The sequence below is a fragment of the Streptomyces sp. P1-3 genome (assembly GCF_050613155.1).
Taxonomy (GTDB): domain Bacteria; phylum Actinomycetota; class Actinomycetes; order Streptomycetales; family Streptomycetaceae; genus Streptomyces.
The window spans coordinates 569,059-584,687 of record NZ_CP192512.1 but is presented as its reverse complement, the minus strand read 5'-3'; the positions used below and the strand labels follow the sequence as shown (position 1 = coordinate 584,687).

Here is a 15,629-nt window from a genome sequence, read left to right as displayed (position 1 = left end):
CGATGCTTGTTGCGTCACCACCAAGCCTGATCGCGGCAAGGCACCTCGTCGTCGTACGGCCGGTGACACCCCGCGTACCCCGCGGGGAGTACATGCCTCGCCTGCACGGACGCCCACCTCATGGAGCGGTGAACCGGTAGGACTCTCGGGGTCGGTGCGGCGCCCGGTGCGCGGGCTTGCTCGCCCGGCTGCGCTATCGGAGCGTGCTCCATGCCGACCGCAGGGCGGGAACGCTCTCAGCCACGGCCGTGAGGTCCCGGTCGTCCGCCGCCTGGCGCAGCTCGCGGAGCCGGTTCTCGACGCGGGAGGCGGGGTCCTTGTCGGCGGTGTGGCCGACTCGGTCCCAGATCCGCTCCAGCGTGGCCACGTCGCCCGCCACGGCGCCGTGGTCTTCGGCGGCCGTGTCGACGAGGAGCTGACGGGCCCAGAGGGCCAGGCGTGCGGCATCGATGTCGGCAGGAGGCCGGTGCCGCAGCTGCAGGTCCAGGTCGGCCTGCGCGGCCCTGAGGGCCGACTGGCGGGCGTCGTCCGCGTCGCGGGCGGTGACCGCCGCGTTCATGGCGTCCACGGCGTCGCTCAGCTGGTCGCCGAGTGCGGCCGGAACGTCGCCGGAGCGGAAGGTGTCCCGCGCCCGCTGCGCGGTCGCCGCCGCGGCCGACGCGCCGGACCAGTCCCCCGTGCCCGCGGTGTCGAACACCCGGTCCGCGGCGCCGGAGATGCGGGTGAGTTCGGCCGGAACCGGGCCGCCTACCGCATCGGTGGGTACGGCGAGGGTCACGGCCTCCAGGTCGCCCTGGCCGGTTCCGGTGGAGAACTCGCCGTAGCCCGGCGCGAAGATCTTCTCCTCACGCGCGCTGTCCTGGTGGATCTCCTCGACGGTGATCGCCCCCTTCACGGGGCCGTTCGGGCCGGGCACCGTCTGGTCGACGGCCTTGACGCTCACCTCCTCGAACACCGTGCCGGGGATGTTCTCGGGGCGGTAGGCGTCACCGACCTCGGGCTCGGCGGGCATGATCATCGCGGCGGTGCCGTCCTTCCCGGCCTGCCAGGTGCCCTCCTTGTCGGCTACGACGCCGTCTTCGTAGTTGAACACGTCCTCGCCCAGGTACCACACCGATCCGTCGTCCGCCTGGGCGTACCAGTCGAGCGCCACCTCGGCGATACGACCGTCCTGGTAGGCGACGTACTGCGAGATGACCGCGTCGATCCGCTCGCCGTTCCAGGTGATGGTCTTGCTGCCGGGCAGGAGCGTCACCTCCGCCCGGAACGGTTCGCCGTCGGCCCGGCCGCCGTAGAGGGTCTGGGCGACCTTGCTGGTGGGGTGGAGGGGGTTGGTCACCGCAGTGGGGTGGGAGAACTCCGGCTTGTCCAGGTCCACCCGGTCGCCGGTCGGGGCGAGGGGGAGGCATCTGCCGTCCGCCTCGGATTTCACACAGGCCGGGCCCGCGGGCAGCCTGCCGGAATCGGTGCCCGAATCGCCGCAGGCACCGGTGACGACCGCGGCGGCCACACCGATAGCCAGCAGTACGGGGCGGGTTATTCCGTGGCGCAGCATGACGTCCCCCTGCACCAGATCGATGAAGGATGGTCGGTTCTCGGCGGTCAGTCGTCGCCTTCGTCTTCCGGGCCGTGGTCGGGCTGGCTGCCGACGACCTTGAAGCCCTCGTCGAGGTGGACGTCGACCCGGCTGCCGTCGGGGAGGGTCACCTCGACTTCGTAGAAGGCGTCCTCGTCGCCGACCTCGGAGTCGGTGACCCGGCCGCCGCCGGTGTGGTCGAGTGCCGCGGCGCTCGCCTTCTCCAGGGCGCGCCCGGTGATCGGCGGCTCGGAGTCGTCCCCGCCGCTGCTCGCCAGGCCGATTCCCGTTCCGCCGCCGATCAGGGCGGCGGTGGCCACCGCGCCGACGATCCACTTCTTCTTGCGGTTCATCACGGGGCTCCTCTCCTGCTCACCCCATTCCTGTGCACCCCCATCGTGCGCCGCGCGTGCTGAACAGAGGCTGAACTCACGCGCCCTCTGCGGAGGGGAGGACCACCTCGATGCGCGCCCCGCCCAGCCCGCTGTCGGCGATCGCGACCGTGCCGCCGTGCGCGCGGACGAGTTCGGCGACGATCGCGAGGCCGAGACCGGTCCCTCCGTGGTCGCGGGCCCGGGCGTCGTCGAGTCGTACGAACCGCTCGAAGACCCGCTCACGCTCGGCCTCCGGGATGCCGTCACCGTCGTCCTCGACGGTGAGGACCACGCTCCCGGCCCGTTCGGAGAGGGTGAAGGCCACCTGCCGGCGGGCGTATCGGGCGGCGTTGTCCGCGAGATTGCGCAGCATGCGCCGCAGCCCCGCAGACCGGCCGAGGCTCAACGAGCTACCCGTCCTACGCACCGGACCTGAACCCGTAGGAGGGCATCTGGTCGCTGGTCAAACGCGACATCGGCAACCTCGCCGCAGCGGACGCACGACCGAGCCGTTTCAGTAGCGACATCCCCCTCGTTTGCCGACACTCCGGCTGTCAGCGGGGCAGAGGGGTCAAGGCCTGTCCCTGCATCTCTCCTGTGACAACCTGCATGTAGGCGTGGGCGACGTCGCTCAACGGCGTGCCTCCCCCGTTGTCCATACCGAGCTTTTCGAGTATCTCCTTCACCCACCCTGGGCTGATGGCGTTCACTCTTAGCCCGCGGGGCATCTCGATGGCCGCAGCTTGGACGAATGCCTCCAGCCCCGCATTGACGAGAGCGCCGAACGAGCCGCCTGGCGTGGGCTCCTGAAAGGTGCCGCTGGTGAGTGTGATGGAGCCGCCGTCCCGCACGTGGTTCAGAGCCCGGCGCAGCAGTGCCACCTGCCCCAGCAGCTTGCCTTGCAGTCCGAGAGTGAACTCGTCGTCGGAAGGGGAAGTGAGCGGCGTCAGCTGACCGCTGGCCGCGCAGCAGATGACCGCGTCCACCTTGCCGACGGTGTCGAAGAGGGCGTCGATGGAGGCCGGTATTTCCAGGTCGACCCGTGTGCTGCCGTTGCGTGAAGCCCGTATCACCTCATGCTCGGTCTCCAACGCGGCTGCGACTGCACGGCCGATGGTGCCAGTTGCCCCGATCACAATGATCTTCACACTGATTCCTTCCGTTATCGGGCGAGGCGGGTTGGAAGGGGCGCCAGCGGGAAGTTGGCCCACACGCCCAGCCTCGGTGGATGTCGACGACGTACTCACCGTTGCTGCCGAGAAACACGGGTTCGGCCTGGAAGCCCGCCTTACCGAGCTGGTCGAAGAAGCCGACCACCTCGTCGAGCCCGCGCTTGGTGCCCGACAGCGGGATGGGTTCCGTACCGGGCTGCCCGGTCGCGTGATCAACGATCCCGCCAGCCCGCCGTAGTCGTCCAATGCCTGCTTCCATAACCTGGCGGCATGGATATCGACACCCGTCTGCTGCGGTACTTCGCCGCAGTGGTCGAGGAAGGCAACCTCACGCGGGCCGCTGAACGGCTCTACATCTCACAGCCCGCGCTGACGAAGCAGATACGGCAGCTGGAAGCCCAGCTGGGAGTGGGCCTCTTCGTCCGTTCCCGCGCCGGGATGGCCCCCACCGAGGCCGGTGAGGCTCTGGCCGCCCACGCCGGCGCCGTGCTGACCGCTTGGGAGCGCGCGCTGCGCGTCACCCGGGCCGCCACGACCCGGGCCGCACGCACGCTACGGGTCGGCTTCGTCGCCAGCGCCGCCAATGAGCACACACAACTGATCACCGCCGACTTCGCCCGGCGCCGACCCGGCTGGCGGGTCCAGATGCGGCAGACCGAATGGACCGACCCCACCGCCGGGCTGGCCACCGGCGAGGTCGACGTGGCGCTGCTACGCCTGCCCGTGCCCGCGCAGAGCGACTTCAACGTCGAGGTGCTGCTGACCGAGCCACGCTGGATCGCCCTGCCTGCGGGGCATCGTCTCGCGGCGGAGGACCGCATCCGGTTCCAGGATCTGTACGACGAGCCGTTCGTGGCGACTCCCGCCGAGTCGGGGGAGTGGCGCGACTACTGGCTCGCGACCGATGAGCGCGAGGGCCACCCGGTGCGTATCGGCGCGGTCGCGCATCACCCCGATGAATGGCTCAACGCGATCGCCCACGGCCAGGGCATCAGCCTCACCCCCGAAGCGACCGCCCGCTTCTACCAGCGCCCAGATGTCGTCTACCGGCCCGTGACGGGCGTCAGTCCCAGCCAGATCGGTGTCGCCTGGCCCCGCACCCAACTGGTTGACGACGCCGTCGACGCCTTCATCCTCAGCTGCCGTGCCGTATGCCACGACGGCCGCCTCGCAGACACCGGCCTGACCATGGACAGCTGACGCAACCAAGCCGACATCACGCATTCACGTTCAGCAGTGGTCCGGCCTGTTGGTGGCGTCGGTGTCGGCGAAGTCCCAGACCGCGGGAAGGAGTTGCCCGGGGGTTTCGAGCTGGGGCACGTGCCCGGTGTGGTGAAGGAGCTCGAATCGGGCCTTTGGGATGGCTGCCGCGCAGGCGCGTCCGTACTCAGCGCGGAAGCCCTCTTCTGCCTCACGGACCCTGCGCGGGCTCGGCCCTGACGAGGCCCTCGCCAGCGCCGTGCGCACCGCGACCACACTGACCGATGCCGTGGTGCGCGCGGCCGCCGAGCGCTGAGGCGCAGCCGGCGACCTACTCGCCGACCGCTCCGTCGATCGCTTCGCGCGGCAGGTCGGCGTGGCCGTTGTCACGCGCGTACTCCTCGATCATGTGCTTCAGGACGTAGCGCAGCGAGGTGGCTTCACCCCGAAACTCCACCGTGTCGTCGGGGGACTCGAAGGCGTCCGAGACAGTGCGGGAGCCCTCACATGCCTCACGCCAGAGTGTGAACGCCTCGTCGACGTCGGCGTCATCCACGTGGAACTCGCCGAAGGTGCCATCGACCGCGGGCCACAGGGCCGCGCCCTGCTCTCCGCTCAGTCCCATGCGGAACCAACTGCGTTCGACCTCGGCCGCATGCCGGACGAGGCCGAGCAGGGACAGGCCCGAGGTCGGAACGGCCTCTGCTTCAGCTGCTCATCGGTCAACCCCTCGGCACTTCATGGCCAACGTGGCGCGCTGATAGTCGAGGAACGAGGCCAGCGACGCACGCTCGCCGGCGGTGTGACGACCGCGCGGTGCTTGCAGCGATCAGCTTCGACGCCACCACGGGCTGCACCTTGCGGCAGCTTCCACCGATCCTTTGCGCCTCGTGGCAGACCCTGGCACGCAGGCTGCCGCTGGTATGGGCGGGATGGGCGGGATGGGTCGGCGGTCAGACGTCTGGGCGGGTGCCGCGTGCGGCGCCCGCCGATGCGGCCACCACGCACAGCACCGCGATCCACTGCGACCAGTGCAGCGACTCCTGAAGCACGATGAGGCCGATGAGGGCCGCCATCGCTGGTTCGAGGCTCATCAGGATGCCGAACACGCGCGGTGGGATTTTGCGTAGTGCTTCCAGATCCAGCGAGTACGGGATCACCGACGACAACAGTGCTACGCCGAGCCCCGCAACCAGGACCCACGGCTGAACCAGCGCCGTTCCGCTGTCGGCCACGCCGAATGGCACAGCCACCAGTGCCGCGACGGCCATTCCCAGAGCCAGACCGTTGCCTTCCGTGGTGTGGCGGCCCAGCGCCGCGCCGACCAGGATGTACAGGCCCCAGCACGTTCCTGCGGCGAGGGCGAACAGAAGGCCGACAAGGTTGAGGTCGCCCCGTCCCCCCATCAGCAGGACCACACCGCCTGCCGCGAGCACGGCCCAGAAAGCGTCCAGCCATCGTCTCGATCCGGCCAGGGCCACCCCCAGCGGCCCAAGGAACTCGATGGTTACCGCGATCCCCAGCGGGATCCGGGCCAGCGCCAGGTAGAAGCACAGGTTCATCAAGCCGAGAGTCACGCCGTAGCTGAGCACTACTGTCCACGTGCGACGATTCATGCGTAGTGACGGCCGCCACAACAGCATCAGCACCGCCGCCGCGAAGAACAGCCGCAACGCGACTGTCCCGGAGCTGCCCACTGTGCTGAACAGGTGCTTGGCCAATGCCGAGCCCACCTGAACGCTGACGATGCCGAGCAGTACCAGCGCCGGTGGCGGGATCGCGCCGAAGGTACGTCCGGCCACCGCGGTCAAGGAGGAGCGGGGGGACAGGCCGCGTTCAGTCCTGTTGACGTTCATGGTGGCCACGCGTGGATTCTCGACGATCGGGCGCCGCGCGGCACGTGATTTTTCTCGGATTCCGGGACGCGACCTACCCCATCTGCGCGCTTGGCTGCGACGCCGGTAGATCGTGCCGCGGATCGCCCGCCTGCGGCGTGGAAACCTCCAGCCAACTCGGCCGGCACCGCTGGCTCGTGGAACGGACGATGTCCTGGCTCAACGGATCCGGCACCGACACCGCCGCTACGAACGCAAAGCCGAACACTCCTCGCCTTCCTCGCCTTCGTCGGCATCGCCAGTGCCCCATCTGGTCGGACGGGGTGATGACCGAGATGGCGGCGATGACGGTCTGGTGTCGGTCGAGGGCGGGCGCGGCGACGCCGGTCATGGAGACGTCCCATTGGGGACGTGAGAACACCGCGTACCGGTCGCGGCGGATGGACGCGAGCCGGGACCGCCGCGCCTCGACCGTTCCGATCAGCTCGTCCTCGTCGGTTGGCCCATCGACGGCGAGGAAGTCCTCTTGCACCTGGGTGGGGGCGAACGCCAGCAGGACGAGCCCGGGAGCGGTGGCGTGCAGCGGGATCCGGCCGCGGCATCGACGATGGCGGTGGCCTCGTCCTGGGTGGTGCGCCCGATCGTGCCGAAGTTCATCGCGCCGAGCGCGAGGGAGCTGACCTGCACACCGGTGCGGCCCAAGGCGTGGTACCGCATGACCGTGGTCCTCCATTGCGGATGAAGCGTGGTGGCGATGCGCGGCTTGGTTGCCGGGCCCTGCCCTGGCATCATGAGCGAAACGGAACCTTGTTCCGATAGCGATACGGAACGCTGTCCCCTTTTGGCGAGGTCGGTAGCGGAGGGAGTGGCACGGTGAACGGCAGCGACGAGGGCGCGGGGCACGCAGCCCCGTCCAAGCGGAAGGACGCCCGGCGTAACAAGGAGACGCTGCTCGACGCCGCCGCCGCGGTCTTCGTGACGTCAGGCGTGGAAGCGCCGGTACGCGACATCGCGGCAAAGGCCGGCGTCGGGCTGGGTACGATCTACCGCCACTTCCCGACGCGAGCGGAACTCATCATCGCCGTCTACCGGCACCAGATCGACGCCTGCGCCGAGGCCGGTCCAGCCCTGCTGGCGACCAGCGCAACTCCTCACGCCGCACTAGGGCAATGGATCGACCTGTTCGTCGATTTCTTGGTCACCAAGCACGGACTCGCCGCCGTGCTGCGGTCCGACGACGCCGGCTTTGACACGCTGCACGCCTACTTCCTCGACCGGCTCGTGCCCGTGTGTGCCCAGCTGCTCGAAGCCGCGGCCAGTTCTGGCGAGACTCGATCCGACATGGATGCCTACGAACTCATGCGCGGCGTCGGGAACCTCTGCATCGGCGCGGACAGCGATCCCCGCTACGACGCACGTCGACTGGTCGAACTCCTCATCGCAGGACTGCGCCGACCGCACTAGCTCTTCTTGATCACGGAGGTGTCGTTCTCGCGGTAGACCGCCCGGGTCGTGCCGTCTCGATGTGGATACTGGCTGGCATGCGCATCGACTTCGACCCCGAGCAGTGTGACCGCAACGCGTTCTACCGGTTGCTGACCGCCACCGTCGTGCCCCGCCCCATCGCGTGGGTCTCCACCGTCTCGGCGGACGGCGCCGACAACCTCGCCCCTGCGAAGTTCTGACGAGAGCGGTATCGGCTACGGGGACGTTAGCCCAGGTCAGAGGGCGCGGCAACCGTCGAAGTATGGCGCTGCGTACCCGTGCTGACGCACCTGCGATCTGGCGGAGGGTGAGGTTTGCGAGGTCGGCGCGGGGGAGCGCACCCGTACGGGTGCTGGTGTCCGCGTCCTGTCTTGTCTGGTGCTGAAAATCGTTCCTGCTTAGGGTGGAGGTGTTCCTAGGCAGTGGGCCTGCCCCAGCGGGTCCGTTCGGCCCCCAGGAGGACGCCTATGTGTGCGCTCCCCTCGCGGACAGCGGATCGCCGTACGACCCTGCTCGCACTCGCCTCCGCCACGGCTCTGGTGGTGATCGGCGCGGCCTGCTCCAGCTCATCCTCGGATTCGGGTGATGCCTCTTCGCGGATCCGCGTCGTGGCGGCGGAGAACTTCTGGGGCAGCATCGCCGAACAGCTCGGCGGCGACAAGGTGGACACCACCAGCATCATCGACAACCCGGACGCGGACCCGCACGACTACGAGCCGACCGCGGCGGACGCCCGTACGGTCGCGGACGCGCGGTACGTGATCGTCAACGGCGCCGGCTACGACGCCTGGGCGCCCAAGCTGCTGGCGGCCAATCCTGTCGAGGGCCGGACCGTGCTGACCGTGGGCGACCTGGTGGGGGTCGGGGAAGGCGGCAACCCTCACCTCTGGTACTCGCCGGAGTACGTGCACCGGGTGATCGACCGGGTCACGGCGGACTACAAGAAGCTGGCCCCGGACGACGCGGCGTACTTCGACAAGCGCAAGCAGACGTTCGAAGACCGGACGCTGGCCCGCTACAACGAGCTGATCTCCGAGATCGGGAAGACGTACGGGGGCACGCCGATCGGGGCGTCGGAGTCCATCGTTCCGCCGCTCGCCGAGGGGCTGGGGCTGAAGGTGCTCACGCCCGAATCCTTCCTCGACGCCATCAGCGAGGGCGCCGACCCGACGGCCCGGGACAAGGCCGCCGTCGACCGGCAGATCAAGAACAAAGAGATCAAGATCTTCGTCTACAACAGCCAGAACTCCACTCCGGACGTCCAGGCCCAGGTGAAGGCGGCGAAGGCGGCGGGCATCCCGGTGGCCACGGTCACCGAGACCCCGGTCCCGGCGGACGCCTCGTTCCAGGACTGGCAGGTATCCCAACTCCAGGACATCGCCCGAGCCCTTGCCGAGGGGACAGGGAGCGGACGATGAATCCGTCGGCATGGGTCCGCGAGGTGACACGGAACCGGGCGGCCTCCCGGGCCGGGCAGGCCACCGGAAACGCTCCTGAGCCCGTCGCCCTGCGGCCTGCTCCCGCCCTCTCACCAGCGGACGGCCGGCTGGTCTCCCTGCGCGGCGCCGCTGCCCGAATCGGTGACCGCACCTTGTGGTCGGGCGTGGACCTCGACATCGGCGCGGGCGAGTTCGTGGCCGTCCTCGGGCCCAACGGAGTGGGCAAGACGGTCCTGGTGAAGATCCTCCTGGGGCTGCTGCGGCCCGCGGCGGGCGAGGTGCGGGTCCTCGGCGCGAGCGCCGGGCACGCGAACCACCGCATCGGATATCTGCCGCAGCGGCGCGGCTTCGATGTCTCCGTACGGGTCCGGGGCGCGGACATCGTCCGGCTCGGCTTCGACGGTGACCGCTGGGGTACGCCGCTGCCCTGGCCGGCCCGGTTCAGCGCGCGGCGCCGTGCAGTCCGGGCGCGGATCGCCGACGTGATCGAGCTGGTCGGCGCGTCGGCGTACGCGCACCGGCCGATCGGCGCGTGCTCGGGCGGCGAGCAGCAGCGGCTGCTGATCGCGCAGGCGTTGGTCCGCCGCCCGCAGCTGCTGCTGCTGGACGAGCCGCTGGACGGGCTGGACCTGCCCAGCCAGGCGTCGGCCGCCGCGCTGATCAGCCGTATCTGCCGGGAGGAGGGCGTGGGCGTGGTGATGGTCGCCCACGACGTGAACCCGATCCTGCCCTATCTGGACCGGGTGGTGTACATCGCCGAGGGCGGCGCGGCCGCCGGACGACCCGAGGAAGTGATCACCACCGAGACGCTCTCGCGGCTGTACGGCACGCGGGTGGAGGTGCTGCGCACACACGACGGCCGACTGGTGGTCGTCGGCCAGCCGGAGGCGCCCGCGATCCACGCCGCCCGGCACCCGACCGGCCCGGCCGACCCGCCCGCGGGCCCGCCGGCGGGAGGCTCCGGTGGTCCGGGCTGAGGCTGGTCCGGTCCGGGCTGACGCCGAGCCGGCCTGGTCGTGGAATCCGATCACCGACCTGCAGGAGATCTGGTCCTACCCGTTCATGGTCAACGCGTTCCGGGCGGGAACGGTCGTCGCCGTCCTGGCTGCCGCCATCGGCTGGTTCATGGTGCTGCGCCGGCAGAGCTTCGCCGGTCACACCCTCGCCGTGGTGGGGTTCCCGGGCGCCGCCGGCGCCACCCTGCTCGGCGTCAGCGCGGTCTACGGCTACTTCGCCTTCTGCCTGGCCGCCGCCCTGGTCATCGCGGCCGTGCCCAGGGCGGGCCAGGGCGGGAGGGCGGAGGAGTCGGCGCTGATCGGGACGGTGCAGGCGTTCCTGCTCGGCTGTGGATTCCTCTTCATCGCGCTGTACCGGGGCTCGCTCAGCGGGACCAACGAGCTGCTGTTCGGCCGCTTCCTCGGCATCACCCAGGGGCAGGTGCTTCTCCTGACCGCGGTGGCGGTGGCGGTGCTCGCCGCGCTGGCGATCGTCGGGCGCCCGCTGTTGTTCGCGTCCGTGGATCCGGACGTCGCCGCCGCGCGAGGGGTGCCGGTGCGGGCCCTGTCCGTGGTCTTCCTGGTCCTCCTGGGAGCGGCTGTCGCCGAGGCGAGCCAGATCACCGGCACGCTGCTGGTCTTCGCGCTCCTGGTGATGCCACCGGCCACCGCACATGAGCTCACCGCCAGACCGGGCCGCGGTCTGGCTCTGGCCGTGGCCATCGGCCTCACCGTGACCTGGCTGAGCCTGACGGTCGCCTACTACTCGCCGTACCCCATCGGCTTCTGGGTGACGAGCTTCGCCTTCGGCGCCTACGTGCTGGTCCGGTGCGGTCGGGCTGTACGAAGGCGCACTCACCGGCCTCTGGGCGCCGGCCGACCGCACCCGGCTCACCCTGCGGGGGAGGCCCGGTGAACGCGGCGACCGCCCCGGAGCTGGCCGGTGCGCTGGACCAGCCGTTCTTCCAGCACGCCGTGCTGGCGGGGACGGCCATCGCGGCCGCCTGCGGGCTGGTCGGCTACTTCCTCGTCCTGCGCGCCCAGGTCTTCACCAGCGACGCCCTCAGTCATGTGGCCTTCACCGGGGCGGTGGCGGCGCTCGCGTTCGGTTACGACCCGCGGCTCGGCCTGTTCACGGCCACCATCGCCGTCGCGCTGCTGCTGGGCGCGCTGGGCCACCGCGGCAGGACCGACGACGTCGCCATCGGCAGCGTCTTCTCCTGGATCCTCGGCCTCGGCGTCTTCTTCCTCGCGCTCTACACCACCTCGCGCAGCACGGCCGACAGCCGCGCCGGGGTCAGCGTCCTGTTCGGGTCGATCTTCGGGCTCTCCGCCGCCCGGGCCCAGCTGGCGGCGTTGATCGCGGCCGGGATCTGCCTGGCGATGCTGTTGCTCTCCCGACCGCTGCTCTTCGCCTCCCTCGACGAGGCCGTGGCCGCCGCCCGGGGGGTACCGGTCCGGGCGCTGGGGTTCGGGTTCCTCGCGCTGGTGGGCGCCTGCGCGGCGGAGGCCACCCAGGCGGTCGGGGCCCTGCTGCTGCTCGGCCTGCTCGCAGCCCCCGCCGGTGCGGCGATGCGCCTGACCCACCGGCCGTACCGTGCGCTCGCCCTGTCCGCCGGCCTGGCCGTGGCCGAGATGTGGTCGGGACTCGCACTCAGCTACGCGATTCCCAAGCTCCCGCCCAGCTCAGCCGTCATCGCCGTGGCCACTGCCGTCTACGCCGCGACCTTCCTGGTCCCCATAAGCCGCAAAAGGGAGAGAATTGACTTAGCTGCGTAGGCCGCCGCACGTCGTTCGATGAGGGAGGTCCCATGCATCCCGTCGCTGTCGCCGGTGCCGCTGCCGGCCGTCTCGCGCACTACGTCGTCTCCGGCGTTGTCGGTGGAGCTGTGCTGCGCGGAGCGGCGAAAGCCGCACCGAGAGCCAAACCCGCGGCGCGCAAGGCCCTGGTAGGGAGCCTCGCGAGCGGGATCGTCGCCGGGCGGTGGCTCGGCTCCGCCGCCGAGGAAGCCCGGTTGAAGGCCGGGGACATGCTCGCCGAGGCCCGTTCCTCACTCGGCGAGGAAGCACCGCCACCCTCCGCGGTCGACATCGAGGGCCACGAGCACGACCACGAGCACTGAGCGATCATGACTGCCGTCGTCGTGCGCTCGGTGGCCGCCGGGCGGGTCCGGCTGATCGTGCCGTGGTTGCGGGAGCGGCCCGGATGCGCGGGGCTGGTCGACGACCGACTGCTCGGCGTGCGGGGCTTCCGGGCCCTGCGCATCTTCCCCCGGACCGGCAGCGTCATCATCTGGGTGGCCCCGGGCCATCTGAACGTTCCGCAACTGGTGGCGGCGTTGGAGGAGGCCCCGCCGGCCTCCGCCCCGGTCAAGGCGACCCGTTCGACACCTGACTCCTCCACCGGCGAGGTCGCACGGCTGGTCGTCGGAGGAGCCGTACTGGCCCTCGTGGCCGTCCGCCGCCTGCTGGGCCGCCCGCGCGTGACCGCCGGCTCCACCGGCTTCCTCGGCGCGGTCACCGTCTTCACCGGCCTGCCGTTCTTCCGCGGCGCGCTGCGGACCCTCCGCGGCCGCCGACACGCGGGCACCGACACCCTCGTCACCGCCGCCACGGTCATCTCGCTCGTGCTGCGGGAGAACGTGGTCGCGCTGACGGTGCTGTGGTTGCTCAACATCGGCGAGTTCCTGCAGACGCTGACCCTGCGCCGGACCCGCCGCGCCATCGAGGAGCTGCTGAGCATCGGAGAGGAGCGGGTCTGGCTGGTACGGGAGGGCGTCGAGGTCGAGGTGGCGCTGGAAGACGTCGCGCGGGACGACGTCGTCGCCGTCTACGAGCACCACAAGATCCCGGTGGACGGGGTCGCGGTCTCCGGCGAGGCGCTGGTGGACCAGGCGGCGATCACCGGTGAGGCGCTGCCGGTGTACGCCCGCACCGGCACCCATGTCTACGCCGGCACCATCGTCACCTCCGGCTCGCTGACCGTACGCGCCACCTCCGTCGGCCGGGACACCACCGTCGGCCGGATCATCAGCCGGGTCGAGGAAGCCCAGGCCGACCGCGCGCCGATCCAGACCGTTGCCACGCGCTTCACCCGCCGCTTCGTGCCCGTCTCCTTCGCCCTCGCGGCCGCCACGTACGTGCTGACCCGCGACGCCCGGCGCGCCATGACCATGCTGCTCATCGCCTGCCCGTGCGCCGCCGGCCTGGCCACCCCCACCGCCATCAGCGCCGCCATCGGCAACGGCGCCCGCCGCGGCACCCTCATCAAGGGCGGCACCCACCTGGAGGGCGTCGGCCGGGTCACCGCGGTCGTCTTCGACAAGACCGGCACCCTCACCTTCGGCCGCCCACTGGTCACCAGCGTCGTCGCCCTGCACCCGGACTACACCGCCGACCACGTCCTCAGCCTGGCCGCCTCCGGCGAACTCCACGCCCGCCACCCGCTGGCCCAAGCCATCGTCGCCCACACCGCCAAGCAGCACCTGCACGTCCCCATCCATCAAGCGTGCGAAGTGGTCCTCGGCATGGGCATGCGCGCCGAACTCGACGGCACCCGGCTCCTCGTGGGCAGCCCGGCCCTGCTGCGCCGGCACGGGCTGCGGCTGAGCGACGTCGCCCAGGAGTGGACCGAGCAGCTGCGCGGACGTGGCGAGACGGTCATCTGCCTGGCCCACGACGACGACCTGATCGGGATGCTCGGCGTCTCCGACGCCGTACGGGCCGGAGCCGACACCGTCATCCGCCAGCTCGAGGAACTCGGTGTCGCCCGCCTGATCCTGCTCACCGGCGACGCGCCGGAGACCGCGCAGGTCGTCGCCGACGCGCTGGGCATCACCGAGGTCCACAGCCACGCCCTGCCCGAGGCCAAGCTCCAACTGATCCGGGACCTGCGGGCCGAGGGGCACATCGTGGCGATGGTCGGCGACGGCACCAACGACGCCCCGGCGCTCGCCCTGGCCGACGTCGGGATCACCATGGGCGAGCACTCCTCCCATGTGGCACTGGAGACCGCCGACATCGCCCTCGCGGGCAACGACCTGCGCCAAGTCCCCGCCGTGGTCGAGCTCAGCCGCCACACGCTCCGCGTCGTCCGGCAGAACTACGGGCTGGCCATCGGCGTGAACATGCTCGGCCTGGCCGCCGGCGCCGGTGGCTCCATCAGCCCCGTCCTCGCCGCCCTGTTGCACAACACCAGCAGCATCGCCGTCGTCGGCAACTCGGCCCGCCTGGTCAACCACACCCCCCACCTCCCCGGCGACGCCGGGCGCGTCCGGCACGCAGCGCCCCTGGAGGATCGCCGCGTGCAATGAGCCGGGGCCTTCGCCGGGTGGCCTGGCCGATCGTGTCAGCCGACCGACGCGGTGACGTAGCTCGCGCAGATACAGCCCGCCCTTGAAGGGTCCATCTCTGGTCCGCCCAGCCGTGCGCTACCGGCCCCTTGGCCAGCTCTTCCTCCAGCACTGCGACCAAGGTCTCGCTCAGCTTCGGACGGGACGCCGGCCCCTTCGAGCGAAGACCGCGTTCTCCCGAGTCTTCCCATGCCCGGCGCCACCGTTGAACCGACCGCACGTTGACCCGTAACTCCCGTGCGATCGAGGCATTGCCCTGACCGTCAGTGAACATGATGGCCGCTTGCATCCGGAGCAGCTTTCCCGGGTCGTCCGACGGGTCCTCGGCGGGGCAGGCGAGGAGTTGGGCGAGGAAGGCGTCCATGCCTTCGTTGATGGCCTGCTCGGTTGCCTTCGCCACGATGTACGTGCCAGCGCAGCCCCCGTGGGCTGACGGCGGGCAGCGGTAGCCGGGCACCTTCTTACCGTTCTTCCTCCCGAACTGGGCGCCGACCAGGCCCCTCTGGACCTGCGACCAGACCTTCGGGCTGACGATGGGATCCCAGCAGCCCAGCAGGGGGTGGGCCGTCGTCGTCGAAGAGGACCAGAGACCAGCCGTCCCACTCCTTCGACGCGTCCACGCGGTGCTTGCCGGAGTAGGAGACCATGCCCGCGTAGCGTGGGTTGCGGAGCATCTTGTTGATCATGGTCGAGGACCACAGCCTCGCCGCCGGTGGGCACACGCCGTCGTCGCCGACCAGATCACTCTGTCACGGGCAGGCACTCGGCGAGCAGGTCGACGACGTCGCGCCAGGCTCGCTGCGCGTGCCGTGGGTGGTGGCCGACGCCGGGGAGCACGGTCTGGTCGACCGGCGGGTGGTGGAAGGCGTGCAAGGCGCCGCCGTAGACCACGAGGCGCCAGTCGACGCCCGCGGCCTGCATCTCGGCGGTGAACGCGTCCCGTTGCGCGGGCGGCATGATCGGGTCTTCCGACCCGACCCCGGCCCACACCGGGCAGCGAATGCGCGCCGCCTCGCCCGGTCGGCCCGTGGTCAGTGCGTCGACTGTCCCGATCGCGCGCAGGTTGACGCCGTCGCGCCCGAGTTCCAGCACGATGGCACCCCCCGTGCCATAGCCGACGGCGGCGATCCGGTCGGGGTCGGTCCGCGGTTCGGCGCACAACACCTCGAGCGCCGCGCTTGCCGGTGGGGATGGTCAGGTC

The 15,629-nt window shown here is 70.7% G+C and carries 15 protein-coding genes and 7 pseudogenes; 11 read left to right on the top strand and 11 right to left on the bottom strand.

All coding sequences use genetic code 11. The features are described 5' to 3' along the window. Positions 1-193: 193 nt before the first annotated feature. The 4 genes from ACQUSR_RS02510 to ACQUSR_RS02495 form a co-directional block, all read right to left on the bottom strand. Positions 194-1,555, bottom strand: coding sequence for a hypothetical protein (locus tag ACQUSR_RS02510; protein WP_431040860.1), 1,362 nt, complete (start codon positions 1,553-1,555; stop codon positions 194-196). Positions 1,556-1,602: 47 nt separating this feature from the next. Next, a complete protein-coding gene (locus ACQUSR_RS02505; protein WP_431040859.1) occupies positions 1,603-1,929 on the bottom strand; it encodes a PepSY domain-containing protein in 327 nt (108 codons plus the stop codon). A gap of 76 nt (positions 1,930-2,005) precedes the next feature. Then, positions 2,006-2,377 (bottom strand): ATP-binding protein, encoded by a 372-nt coding sequence (locus ACQUSR_RS02500; protein WP_431040858.1) that lies wholly within the window; start codon positions 2,375-2,377, stop codon positions 2,006-2,008. 127 nt (positions 2,378-2,504) lie between these two features. Beyond that, positions 2,505-3,098, bottom strand: a complete 594-nt coding sequence (locus tag ACQUSR_RS02495; protein WP_431040857.1) for a short chain dehydrogenase — start codon at positions 3,096-3,098, stop codon at positions 2,505-2,507. 76 nt (positions 3,099-3,174) lie between these two features. Here ACQUSR_RS02495 and ACQUSR_RS02490 point away from each other — a divergent pair, with 76 nt between their 5' ends. Together ACQUSR_RS02490 and ACQUSR_RS02485 are read left to right on the top strand one after the other, a co-directional pair. Continuing rightward, on the top strand, positions 3,175-3,360 hold the full coding sequence (locus tag ACQUSR_RS02490; RefSeq protein ID WP_431040856.1) for a hypothetical protein: 186 nt from the start codon (positions 3,175-3,177) through the stop codon (positions 3,358-3,360). A 32-nt stretch (positions 3,361-3,392) separates the two neighbouring features. Next, positions 3,393-4,322: a LysR family transcriptional regulator gene (locus ACQUSR_RS02485; protein WP_431040855.1), complete on the top strand. Its 930-nt coding sequence runs from the start codon at positions 3,393-3,395 to the stop codon at positions 4,320-4,322. Positions 4,323-4,653: 331 nt separating this feature from the next. On the opposite strand, the pseudogene ACQUSR_RS02480 reads toward ACQUSR_RS02485, so the two are convergent. Together ACQUSR_RS02480 and ACQUSR_RS02475 are read right to left on the bottom strand one after the other, a co-directional pair. Then, positions 4,654-5,016, bottom strand: a pseudogene (locus tag ACQUSR_RS02480) (DUF664 domain-containing protein); the annotation flags it as partial. Positions 5,017-5,275: 259 nt separating this feature from the next. Continuing rightward, complete coding sequence (locus ACQUSR_RS02475) at positions 5,276-6,178, bottom strand: EamA family transporter (RefSeq protein WP_431047331.1); 903 nt, start codon at positions 6,176-6,178, stop codon at positions 5,276-5,278. 109 nt (positions 6,179-6,287) lie between these two features. On the opposite strand from ACQUSR_RS02475, the pseudogene ACQUSR_RS02470 reads away from it, so the two are divergent. Next, positions 6,288-6,422 (top strand): annotated as a pseudogene (locus tag ACQUSR_RS02470) (IS5/IS1182 family transposase); the annotation flags it as partial. A gap of 102 nt (positions 6,423-6,524) precedes the next feature. On the opposite strand, the pseudogene ACQUSR_RS02465 reads toward ACQUSR_RS02470, so the two are convergent. Both ACQUSR_RS02465 and ACQUSR_RS02460 read right to left on the bottom strand, forming a co-directional pair. Continuing rightward, positions 6,525-6,689: pseudogene (locus ACQUSR_RS02465) on the bottom strand (hypothetical protein); the annotation flags it as partial. A 62-nt stretch (positions 6,690-6,751) separates the two neighbouring features. Next, a pseudogene (locus ACQUSR_RS02460) lies at positions 6,752-6,874 on the bottom strand (aldo/keto reductase); the annotation flags it as partial. Positions 6,875-7,030: 156 nt separating this feature from the next. On the opposite strand from ACQUSR_RS02460, the gene ACQUSR_RS02455 reads away from it, so the two are divergent. From ACQUSR_RS02455 to ACQUSR_RS02420, 8 genes and pseudogenes are all read left to right on the top strand, one after another. Beyond that, positions 7,031-7,621, top strand: a complete 591-nt coding sequence (locus ACQUSR_RS02455; protein WP_431040854.1) for a TetR/AcrR family transcriptional regulator — start codon at positions 7,031-7,033, stop codon at positions 7,619-7,621. A 77-nt stretch (positions 7,622-7,698) separates the two neighbouring features. Next, positions 7,699-7,839, top strand: a pseudogene (locus ACQUSR_RS02450) (flavin reductase family protein); the annotation flags it as partial. 270 nt (positions 7,840-8,109) lie between these two features. Next, a complete protein-coding gene (locus ACQUSR_RS02445; RefSeq protein WP_431040853.1) occupies positions 8,110-9,060 on the top strand; it encodes a metal ABC transporter solute-binding protein, Zn/Mn family in 951 nt (316 codons plus the stop codon). Continuing rightward, the gene (locus ACQUSR_RS02440; protein WP_431040852.1) at positions 9,057-10,058 is read left to right on the top strand and encodes a metal ABC transporter ATP-binding protein; all 1,002 of its coding nucleotides are present in this window, start codon (positions 9,057-9,059) and stop codon (positions 10,056-10,058) included. The genes ACQUSR_RS02445 and ACQUSR_RS02440 overlap by 4 nt, the downstream gene beginning before the upstream one ends. Then, positions 10,045-10,992, top strand: coding sequence for a metal ABC transporter permease (locus tag ACQUSR_RS02435; RefSeq protein ID WP_431040851.1), 948 nt, complete (start codon positions 10,045-10,047; stop codon positions 10,990-10,992). Before ACQUSR_RS02440 ends, ACQUSR_RS02435 begins: the two co-directional genes overlap by 14 nt. Further along, positions 10,989-11,855 (top strand): metal ABC transporter permease, encoded by an 867-nt coding sequence (locus tag ACQUSR_RS02430; protein ID WP_431040850.1) that lies wholly within the window; start codon positions 10,989-10,991, stop codon positions 11,853-11,855. Before ACQUSR_RS02435 ends, ACQUSR_RS02430 begins: the two co-directional genes overlap by 4 nt. A gap of 32 nt (positions 11,856-11,887) precedes the next feature. Further along, positions 11,888-12,199 carry a DUF1490 family protein gene (locus ACQUSR_RS02425; RefSeq protein WP_431040849.1) on the top strand — a complete coding sequence of 104 codons (312 nt, stop codon included), beginning with the start codon at positions 11,888-11,890 and terminating at the stop codon, positions 12,197-12,199. Between the two features lie 6 nt (positions 12,200-12,205). Then, on the top strand, positions 12,206-14,389 hold the full coding sequence (locus tag ACQUSR_RS02420) for a heavy metal translocating P-type ATPase (RefSeq protein ID WP_431040848.1): 2,184 nt from the start codon (positions 12,206-12,208) through the stop codon (positions 14,387-14,389). Positions 14,390-14,474: 85 nt separating this feature from the next. Here the strand turns inward: ACQUSR_RS02420 and ACQUSR_RS02415 are convergent. The 3 genes and pseudogenes from ACQUSR_RS02415 to ACQUSR_RS02405 all read right to left on the bottom strand — a co-directional run. Continuing rightward, positions 14,475-14,726, bottom strand: a pseudogene (locus ACQUSR_RS02415) (helix-turn-helix domain-containing protein); the annotation flags it as partial. Positions 14,727-14,889: 163 nt separating this feature from the next. Beyond that, a complete protein-coding gene (locus ACQUSR_RS02410; RefSeq protein ID WP_431040847.1) occupies positions 14,890-15,150 on the bottom strand; it encodes a recombinase family protein in 261 nt (86 codons plus the stop codon). A 19-nt stretch (positions 15,151-15,169) separates the two neighbouring features. Beyond that, a pseudogene (locus tag ACQUSR_RS02405) lies at positions 15,170-15,604 on the bottom strand (dienelactone hydrolase family protein); the annotation flags it as partial. Positions 15,605-15,629 lie beyond the last annotated feature (25 nt).